The sequence below is a fragment of the Nocardioides sp. REDSEA-S30_B4 genome (genome assembly GCF_001627265.1).
GTDB lineage: Bacteria > Actinomycetota > Actinomycetes > Propionibacteriales > Nocardioidaceae > Nocardioides.
Window position 1 is genome coordinate 37,904 of record NZ_LUPI01000033.1, and the last position, 9,586, is coordinate 47,489.

Sequence of the window (9,586 nt, forward strand, 5' to 3'; positions counted from 1 at the left end):
GTTCGTGGGGGCCTGAACGGGTCAGGCGGACGCACCCTGGCGCGCGTCCATCGCCTGACGGTACAGCCGACCGGCGCGGTAGGACGAACGGACCAGCGGGCCGGACATCACGCCGGAGAAACCGATCTCGTCGGCCTCGTCCTTGAGCTCCACGAACTCCTCGGGCTTCACCCACCGCTCCACGGGGTGGTGGCGCACCGAGGGGCGGAGGTATTGGGTGATGGTGATCAGCTCGCAGCCGGCCTCGTGCAGGTCGCGCAGCGCCTGGCTGACCTCCTCGCGGGTCTCGCCCATCCCGAGGATCAGGTTGGACTTGGTCACCAGGCCGAAGTCGCGCGCCTGGGTGATGACGTCCAGGGAGCGCTCGTAGCGGAAGGCCGGGCGGATGCGCTTGAAGATGCGCGGCACGGTCTCGACGTTGTGCGCCAGCACCTCGGGGCGTGACTCGAAGACCTCGGCCAGCAGGTCGGGCTTGCCGTTGAAGTCGGGAATGAGGTTCTCGACGCCGGTCTCGGGGTTGAGCTGGTGGATCTGGCGCACGGTCTCGGCGTACAGCCAGGCGCCGCCGTCCTCGAGGTCGTCGCGGGCGACGCCGGTGATGGTGGAGTAGCGCAGCCCCATCGTCCGCACGGACTCGGCCACGCGGCGCGGCTCGTCGCGGTCCAGCGGCTCGGGCTTGCCGGTGTCGATCTGGCAGAAGTCGCAGCGCCGCGTGCACTGCTCGCCGCCGATGAGGAAGGTGGCCTCGCGGTCCTCCCAGCACTCGAAGATGTTGGGGCAGCCGGCCTCCTGGCACACGGTGTGCAGGCCCTCGCCCTTCACCAGGCTCTGGAGCTCCTTGTACTGCGGGCCCATCGTGGCCCGCGTCTTGATCCACTCCGGCTTGCGCTCGATCGGGGTCTCCGCGTTGCGGACCTCCAGTCGGAGGAGCTTCCTGCCATCGGGTGCCGGTGCCTGTGCCACGGGCTCGACTGTACGCCGGTGGTCCAGGTCACCCCCCAATCGAGGGCGCCTGCGCGGGGCCCCCCGTCAGGGGACGTCGCGACGCCGGAAGGAGACGACCGAGGCGCCGCAGACCAGCAGCAGCGCCGAGCCGAGGTAGAGGCCGCCGTCACCGGCGGTGAGGGTGCGCTCGGGGTCGCAGTCGTCCGCGGGCCCGGCGGTGCCGAACCGGCACTCCGGGGCGATCGCGGACTCGTCGTAGTAGGTGACCTGCCCCTGCATCACCGCCATCACGTTCAGCGGGGGAGTCCAGCGCTGGGTGGTCTGCCCCACGATGCCCAGCAGTGCACCACTGGCGACCGCCAGACCGAAGAGCACGCCCACGGTCGCGACGGTGCTGCGGAACAGCATGGTCAGCGCGTAGCCGCCCAGCGCCGTGGCCCCGGCCAGGACGCCGGTGCGCAGCGCCTGCTCGTAGCCGTCGCCGACCACGCCTTCGGCCACCGCGACGTCGCGCACGGAGGCCAGCGTCGTGACGCCCCACCAGTACGCCGACAGCACGGCCGTCCCCAGCAGCAGGCAGGTCACGGTCACGGCTGCGGCCTTCGTCGCCCACACGCGTCCACGGCGTGGCTCGAAGAGCAGCTGGTTGCTCATCGACCCGGTGTTCCAGTCGTGTCCCACGAAGGTCGTGCCCAGCAGCAGCACCAGCGCGAGCACCAGCGTGCCGGCGGCCAGGACGGTCCCGTCGAGCTCCTGCGCGGGCCGGAGCGTCTGCCGTCCGCCGTACCAGCCGGCGATCATCTCGCGGCACCCCTCCGGCTCGACCGCCTCGCCGGAGTAGTCGACGTACTGCTCCGGTCGTCGTTCGCAGAGGGCGACCTCGCGCTGCGCGTAGCGCTCCGAGAGCAGCGAGTCGATCTCGGCGTCGCTCATCGGGCGGGTGTTCCAGGCGGTGGTGGCGAGGAGCAGCGCCGGCAGCACCACGACGGCCACGAGCAGCAGCAGGACGGCCCGGCGCCACCGCAGACGGGTGAGCTCGACCAGCAGGCCCCTCATCGGCCCGCCTCCTCGTCGTCGGCGGTGAGGGAGAGGAAGTAGGACTCCAGGTCCTGGCGCGAGGGGACCAGCTCGCTGACCCAGATGTCGCGGGCGGCGAGCAGGCGGGTGATGGCGGCGGGGTCGTCGGTCTCCACCGCCAGCACGGCGCCGTGCGCGTGGTCCGCGTCGTCCTCGAGGTGGACGGTGAGGCCGGCGGTGCGCAGCACTCCGGCGGCCGCGGCGGCGTCGGTGCACCGGAGCCGGTGGCTCGTGGCGGCGCCGAGCAGCTGGTCCACGCGGCCCGAGGCCAGGACCTTCCCGTGCCCGATGATCGTGGCCGCGGTGCACACCTGCTGGACCTCCGCCAGGATGTGCGAGCTCAGCAGCACGGTCGTGCCCGCCTCGCCGAGCGCGCGGATCGTGTCGCGGACCTCGCGGATGCCGGCGGGGTCCAGGCCGTTGGTCGGCTCGTCGAGGATCAGCAGGGCGGGGTCCTTGAGCAGCGTCGCCGCGATGGCCAGGCGCTGCTTCATGCCCAAGGAGTAGGTCTTGTAGCGGTCGCCGTCACGACCGGTGAGCCCGACCGTCTCGATCGCCGCATCCACCCGGGTGTCAGGGGCGCCGATCGAGCGGGACAGCAGCAGCAGGTTGCGACGCCCGGAGATGTTGGGCGAGAACTTCGGCGACTCGACGACCGCCCCCACGCGCCCGACGACTTGCGGCAGCCGCTCCGGCACGGGCTCGCTGAAGAGCCGCATCGTGCCCGACGTCGCCCGCGCCAGCCCGAGCAGCATGCGGATGGTGGTGGTCTTGCCGGAGCCGTTGGGACCCAGGAAGCCGTGCACCCCGCCGGCCTCGACGGAGAGGTCCAGGCCGGCCACCGCGACGCGGGTGCCGCGACGGGTGGGGTACTCCTTGCGCAGGCCGCTGGTCTCGACGACCGGTCTCGAGGTGGTGCTCACCTCGGGACGATCTCACGCTCCCGGGCGGCTGAGGACCTCGACGCGCGGGCCGCCGGCGGCGGCGCGACCCGGCTCGGGACGGGGCTCGTAGTCGGGGGTGGGGGTGTAGTCCTCCCACCGCAGCATCCGCTCGAGCTCCCGCTGCAGGACGGGGAGCACCTCGGTGACCGGCACGTCGCGTCCGAGCTCGGCGGACAGCGAGGTGACGCCGGCGTCGCTGATGCCGCAGGGGACGAACCGTTCGTACCAGCTCATGTCGACGTCGCAGTTCAAGGCGATGCCGTGCATCGTCACCCCGCGCGAGACGCGGATGCCGATCGCACCGATCTTGCGCTCGGGCCGCTCGGGCGTCGCCCGCAGCCACACCCCGCTGCGTCCCGGGACGCGGGCGGTCTCGACGCCGTACGCCGCGCAGGTGGCGATCATCGCCTCCTCCATGCGTCGCACGAAGTCGACGACCAGCACGTGCTGGGGGAGCCGGACGATCGGGTAGGCCACGACCTGGCCCGGGCCGTGGAAGGTGATCTTGCCGCCGCGGTCGACGTCGATGACCGGGGCGCCGCCGGGGTCGGCCGGGCGCTCGTGAGGATCGGTGCGCTTGCCCGCAGTGAAGGTGGGCGGGTGCTCGAGCAGCAGCACGGTGTCGGGTGCGCCGTCGACCACGCGGGCGTGCACCTCGCGCTGGTGCTCCCACGCCGCGAGGTAGTCCACGGCCTGCTCGCCGAGCCCGACGATCTCGAAGGCGGTCATGGCGCGAGCCTACGCCCGACGGCTACGGGTCCAGCCGCTGCAGTCCCGCCTGCACGACCGCCCGCACGTCGGGGTCGCGGAAGACGAAGCCCTGGTCGAGCAGCGCCTGCGGGCGGGCGTTGACCGACCCGAGCAGCTCGGGGGCCATCGGGCCGGCCGCGACCTCGAGCACCTTGGCCGGGACCCGCGCGAACGCCGGGCGGTGCACGGCCGAGGCGAGCGTGCGGGTGAACTCGGCGTTGGTCGGGGTGTCGACGCAGCACAGGTTGACCGGGCCGTGGGCGTCGTCGTCGACGGTCAGGTGCAGGACGGCCCCGACCCAGTCGCGCAGCGAGATCATCGGCATGTGCTGGGCGCCGTTGCCCAGCTTGCCGCCCAGGCCGCTCTTGAACAGCAGCGTGAGCGGACCGAGCGGGGCGCTGCGACGGTCCATCACGGGCGAGGTGCGGAGCACGACCACGCGGGCCCCGGCCTCGCGGGCCGGGGTCGTCGCCTCCTCCCACTGGCGGGTGACGGTGGTGAGCAGCGCGTCGCCGGTGCTCGGGGAGGTCTCGGTCAGCACGGTGTTGCCCTGCGAGCCGTAGATCGCGATCCCGTTGCCCGCGAGGTACGCCGCCGGCCGCTCGCTCTCGGCGATCGCCCGTGCCAGCAGCCGGGTCGTCGTCACCCGGCTCTCCAGCACGTCCTGCGCCCAGCGCTTGGAGTGCACGTTGCCGACCAGCGGAGCGCCCGCGAGGTTGACCACGACGTCGGCGGACTCGATGACCTCGCGGTCGTAGACGTCGGAGTACGGGTCCCACGTCGACTCACCCTCGTGCTCGGCCGGGCGGCGCACCAGGCAGGTGACCCGGTGCCCCTGACGCTGCAGGGCAGCGGTCAGGTGGGTGCCGAGGAACCCCGACGAGCCGGCGACGACGACGTGCAGTGACATGCCATCAGCCTGCCAGGGTGGCTCTCACCCGGCCAGGTCCTTCACGGCAGTCGCTCAGCCCGCCAGGTGCGACCAGCGGGCGGCCAGCTCCGACCAGGGGCCGGAGTCGGCGACCCGACCGTCGGTGAGCACCACGACCCGGTCGGCGCGGGCCAGGGCCGCGCCCTTGGAGGTCGCGCCGATGACGGTGGCCCCCCGCTCGCGCAGGGTCTCCCACAGCTCGATCTCGGTGGCGGCGTCGAGGGCGGACGACACGTCGTCGGCCAGCAGCAGCTCGGCGTCGCAGGCCAGGGCACGGGCCAGCGCGAGCCGCTGGACCTGCCCGCCGGAGAGCCGGACGCCCCGGTGACCGACGAGCGCGTCGATGCCACCGGCCTCGGCGACGTCGGGACCGAGACGGGAGGCCTCGACCGCGGGCTCGACCCGACGGTCGGGGTGGTCGAGGGCGACGTTGCCGCGGAAGGTCCCCGAGAGCACCCGGGGGACCTGCGCGACGTGGGCGACCCGACCCGGGCGCAGCTCGACCTCGGGGTCGGTGACGACTCGGTCGTTCCACCGCAGCTCGCCGGTGCTGCCGATCAGCCCGGCCATCGCGGCGAGCAGCGAGGACTTGCCCGAGCCGACCTGGCCCAGCAGCAGGACCAGCTCTCCACCCTCGACCGTCAGGTCGACCTCCTCGGCGCCCAGCGTGCCGTCGTCGTGGAGCGCGGTGAACCCGCGCAGGCTGATCTGGCGCAGCGGTTCCCGGTCGGTCGGCGCCGGCGCGGGGGAGTGGCCGTGGACCAGGTCGACCCCGGGGGCCAGCTTCATCAGGTCGCCGCCGCCGGCGAGCTCGCTGGTCGCACGCATCCACGCCTTGGTGCCGGGGGCCTCGGTGACCACCGAGCCCGCGACGCGGCCGAACCAGTCGAACCCGCTGACCGCGTTGGCGACCAGCAGCGCGGTGGCCAGGCCCCATCCGCCGCCGACGAAGATCGCCCAGGCGGCGACGACGCCGGCCTGCACCATCACGATCGGGACGCCGTCGAGCAGCGCCTGGACACGGTGCTCGCGCACGGCCGCGTCGACCCGTCCGCCGTCGACCTGGCGCAGGTGACGGTGCACGTCCGGGGTGGCCGCGGCCAGCTTCACGGTGCGCACCGACTCCAGCGTGGAGACCAGCGAGCGGCCGAAGCGGGCCCGTGCGGCGGAGGAGGCGGCGGCCGAGCGGCCCGCCACCCGACGCCCGAGCGAGGACGCCAGCGCGGAGATGCCCATGACCAGCAGCAGGATGCCTCCTGCGACCAGGCTGCGCGCGATGAGCGCGGTGACCACGGCGATGAGCAGGCCGTTGACGAAGTCGACCCAGCGGTCGGCGTAGCGGGCGAACCGGTCGGCGTCCATGGCGCGGGCCACGACCTCGCCCGGGGGCGTGCGGTGCAGTCGGCGTTGCTCGGTCTGGCCCTGCAGCACGGCGGCGCGGACCCGGATCATCACCGCGACCCACCACCGCGGGTAGCGCCGGATGGCCGAGGCCAGCAGCAGCGGGCTGACCAGGATCGAGACGACCAGGGCGATGGTGAGCAGCCAGGGGGAGCGGCCCTGCTGCAGGTCGGAGACGACCAGGCCCCACAGCCACCCGGTCACCGCGCCGAAGGCGCCGGTGAGCGCGGAGAGCAGGAAGAGCCAGATGGCGACGAAGCCCCAGCGGGGCTCGATGCGCAGCGCGTTCCAGGTGCCGCGCGCCAGGCTCGGGATCGGGCGCAGGGCCGGCGGCGGCGGGGGAGGGCCGATCCGGCGCGCGCTGCCGATGCCTGTGACGTGGGAGTCGAGGGAGGAGTGCGGCGAGGACTCCGGCAGCTCCGGCAGCTGCGGGGTCGACATCCGGTCGGTCGAGTCGCTGGCGTCCAGCAGGCTGCGGAACGGACCGGGCCGAGCGGCGAGCTCGGCACGCGGCCCCTGCTGGACCACCCGGCCGTGGTCCATCACCACGATGCGGTCGGCCCGCTCGGTGGTGGAGAGCCGGTGGGCGACCAGGAGGCCGGTGCGACCGGTCAGCAGCCGGTCGGCCGCGCGCACCACGCGCGCCTCGGTGACCGGGTCCATCCGGGCGGTGGCCTCGTCGAGCACGACCACGTGGACGTCGCGGACCAGCAGCCGTGCGAACGCGACCAGCTGCTCCTCACCGGCCGACAGGGTCAGCCCGCCGGGGCCCAGGAGCGTGTCGAGGCCGTCGGGCAGACCGGCCACCCAGTCGGTGAGCGCCAGCTCGGCGACCGCGGCCTCGACGCGAGCCCGGGGGAGGTCGCCGAAGAGCGCGATGTTCTCCACGAGGGTACCGGCGAGGATCTCGGTGCGCTGGGTGACCACGCCGACGGACGCGCGCAACTGCTGCAGGTCGAGCTCCAGCACGTCGGTGCCGTCGATGAGCACGGTGCCGCGCTGCGGCTCCACGGCGCGGGAGACCAGCGAGGCCAGGGTCGACTTGCCCGAACCGGTGCGGCCCACGAAGGCGCAGGTCGTGCCGGGCTCGATGGTCAGCTCGACGCCCTCGAGGGCGAAGCTGCCGGTGCCGTAGGAGAAGTGCAGGTCGCGGAAGCGCACCTCCGGGACCCGGTCGGGCATCGGCACGCCACCGGCCGGCTCGGGCACGGCGCCGAGCAGCGTGCGCAGCCGCAGCACCGCTCCGAACCCGGCCTGCAGATCAGGGAGGTGCCGGGCCAGCTGGTCGACCTGGCCGACGAACTGGGTGGTGACCAGGAACAGTGTGATGAGCGCTCCGGTCGAGAGACGCCCGTCGATCACCAGGGCGACGCCCGCCAGCCCGATGGCGGCCAGCATGGCGTGCAGCAGGGTGCCGGTGCGGCGGCTGACGCTGCTCTCCATCGCCAGCACCTCGTCGAAGCGCTGGTGCAGCGTCGAGGCGAGCTCGGTGCAGCGGCGTACGACGTAGGACTGGCCCAGGCTGGTGCGCAGGTCGTCGCGGGCGGCCACGCCCTCCTCCATCGCCGCGGCGTGGTCGGTCCAGGCCATCTCCTCGATGACCTTGCGCCGCGAGATCTCCGGGAGCCGCGACTTCACGAACCAGAAGGTGACGACGGCGGTGACGGGGAAGAGCACGAAGGCCGGGGCCCACGTGAGGCCGGCGACCAGCCACAGCGGCCCGGAGGCCAGCAGGGTGCGCATCGCCATCCAGACGCTCTGGCGCAGCAGGCTGCCGACCTCGTGGGTGTCGTCGTCGACGCGGTCGAGGATCTCGCCGACCGCCTGCTCGCTGAGCTCGGCGAGCGGCTGCGCCATCGCGGCGTCCAGCAGGTCGCCGCGCAGCCGGCCCTCGGCCCGGTCGACCACGCCGGCCCACACCGTGCGCGCCACGGTGTCCACCAGGGCGCCGCCGACCACGCACAGGGCCAGCAGACCGAGCAGCCCGGTGGTGGGCCCGTCGGCCAGACGACCGGCCACGACGGTGCCCAGGCTGGTGCCGATCGCGGCCACGAAGGCGCCGAGCACGCAGGCCGCAGCGACCGGCCCCCGGAGACGGCGCCAGTCGATCGGCTGGCGGTGGTCGGTGGTGGGCAGGACGGGCTGGGTGGGCCGCGGGGTGGGCGGCGAGACGGTGCTGGTCACGGTGGGTCGAACCTACGACGACGGACCGACATTTCGCTCCTTGATTACGGTCCGGTCACGGCCCCGCCGGTCGAGACCCCGGGACGCACGACGGCCCGCCCGGGTCTCCCCGGACGGGCCGTCGTGGTGGCGCTGGTGCTGAGGTCGGCGACTGGGTCTCGACCCGCGCGTCACGCCTTCGCAGGCTCAGGCGTAGCGCTCGCTCGACCTCTTCGCGTTGCTCGGAGCAAGCTCCGAGCAGGCTCAGACCTCGAAGCTGCCCGACTCCAGGCGCTGCTTGACCTCCTGGAGGAACCGACCGGCGTCGGCACCGTCGACCAGGCGGTGGTCGTAGGTCAGCGCGAGGTAGACCATGTGCCGCACGGCGATGGTCTCGCCGAGGTTCGGGTCGTCGATCACCACGGGACGCTTCACCACGGCACCGGGGCCGAGGATGGCGACCTGCGGCTGGTTGATGATCGGGGTGTCGAAGAGCGCCCCGACGCTGCCGAGGTTGGTGATCGTGAAGGTGCCGCCGGACAGCTCGTCGGGACCGATCTTGTTGGTCCGGGTGCGGGCCGCGACGTCGGCGATCTTCTTGGCCAGGCCCGAGATCGACAGGTCGCCGGCGTCCTTGACCACGGGGGTCAGCAGGCCCTTGTCGGTGTCGACGGCGAACGCGACGTGCTCGTGGTCGTGGAAGGTGACCTCGCCCGCCTCGTCGTCGATGGTCGCGTTGAGCTTGGGGTGCTGCTTCAGCGCGTCGACGGCCGCCTTGGCGAAGAACGGCAGGAAGGACAGCTTCACGCCCTCGCGGGCCAGGAAGTCCGCCTTGGCGGCGTCGCGGAGGCGGGCGACGTTGGTGACGTCGACCTCCACGACCTGGGTCAGCTGCGCCGAGGTCGCCAGCGACTCGTTCATCCGGGTCGCGATGATCTTGCGCAGGCGCGACATCTTCTCGGTGGTGCCCCGCAGCGGCGAGGGGTTCACCGGCACCGGCACGCCGGTGGCGGCCGGGGCGGAGGGGCTGCTGGCAGGCGCCGACGCGGCGGGCGCGGCGGGCTGCTTGGCGGCCTCCGCGGCGGCGAGCACGTCCTGCTTGCGGATGCGGCCACCGACACCGGTGCCCTCGACGGTGGACAGGTCCACCCCGTGCTGACCGGCCAGCTTGCGCACCAGCGGCGTGACGTAGCCGGGGCCGTCGCCGGAGCCGCCCGCCCTGGCCGCGAGGAAGCTGCCCGCGAACGCGACGGCGAGCAGGATGACCAGCGGGACGAACAGGACCTTGACGTGGGTGCGCGTCGTGGTGACGACCTGTTCGCCGTCCATCATGAACTTGCGGGAGAGCGCCATGCCCGAATCCTCCCACGGCGGG

The 9,586-nt window shown here is 73.3% G+C and carries 7 protein-coding genes; all 7 read right to left on the bottom strand.

Annotated elements, in window-relative coordinates; genetic code table 11:
- Positions 1-21: 21 nt before the first annotated feature.
- Positions 22-963 carry a lipoyl synthase gene (gene lipA / locus A6R01_RS08725; RefSeq protein WP_292605055.1) on the bottom strand — a complete coding sequence of 314 codons (942 nt, stop codon included), beginning with the start codon at positions 961-963 and terminating at the stop codon, positions 22-24.
- A gap of 66 nt (positions 964-1,029) precedes the next feature.
- Positions 1,030-2,001 carry a hypothetical protein gene (locus tag A6R01_RS08730; RefSeq protein ID WP_292605056.1) on the bottom strand — a complete coding sequence of 324 codons (972 nt, stop codon included), beginning with the start codon at positions 1,999-2,001 and terminating at the stop codon, positions 1,030-1,032.
- A complete protein-coding gene (locus tag A6R01_RS08735) occupies positions 1,998-2,945 on the bottom strand; it encodes an ABC transporter ATP-binding protein (RefSeq protein WP_292605057.1) in 948 nt (315 codons plus the stop codon). Before A6R01_RS08735 ends, A6R01_RS08730 begins: the two co-directional genes overlap by 4 nt.
- A gap of 12 nt (positions 2,946-2,957) precedes the next feature.
- Positions 2,958-3,695: a lipoyl(octanoyl) transferase LipB gene (lipB, locus tag A6R01_RS08740; protein WP_292605058.1), complete on the bottom strand. Its 738-nt coding sequence runs from the start codon at positions 3,693-3,695 to the stop codon at positions 2,958-2,960.
- A gap of 22 nt (positions 3,696-3,717) precedes the next feature.
- On the bottom strand, positions 3,718-4,626 hold the full coding sequence (locus A6R01_RS08745; RefSeq protein ID WP_292605059.1) for a TIGR01777 family oxidoreductase: 909 nt from the start codon (positions 4,624-4,626) through the stop codon (positions 3,718-3,720).
- Positions 4,627-4,680: 54 nt separating this feature from the next.
- The gene (locus A6R01_RS08750) at positions 4,681-8,232 is read right to left on the bottom strand and encodes an ABC transporter ATP-binding protein (RefSeq protein WP_292605060.1); all 3,552 of its coding nucleotides are present in this window, start codon (positions 8,230-8,232) and stop codon (positions 4,681-4,683) included.
- Positions 8,233-8,475: 243 nt separating this feature from the next.
- Positions 8,476-9,586, bottom strand: a 1,111-nt coding sequence (sucB, locus tag A6R01_RS08755) for a 2-oxoglutarate dehydrogenase, E2 component, dihydrolipoamide succinyltransferase (RefSeq protein ID WP_292605061.1), incomplete at its 5' end; no start/stop codon positions are given.

What these genes read in the sequence shown, in the direction of transcription:
- A6R01_RS08745 (WP_292605059.1), bottom strand. Translation starts at nt 4,626, where the DNA reads ATGTCACTGCACGTCGTCGTCGCCGGCTCGTCGGGGTTCCTCGGCACC.
- A6R01_RS08730 (WP_292605056.1), bottom strand. Translation starts at nt 2,001, where the DNA reads ATGAGGGGCCTGCTGGTCGAGCTCACCCGTCTGCGGTGGCGCCGGGCC.
- lipB (WP_292605058.1), bottom strand. Translation starts at nt 3,695, where the DNA reads ATGACCGCCTTCGAGATCGTCGGGCTCGGCGAGCAGGCCGTGGACTAC.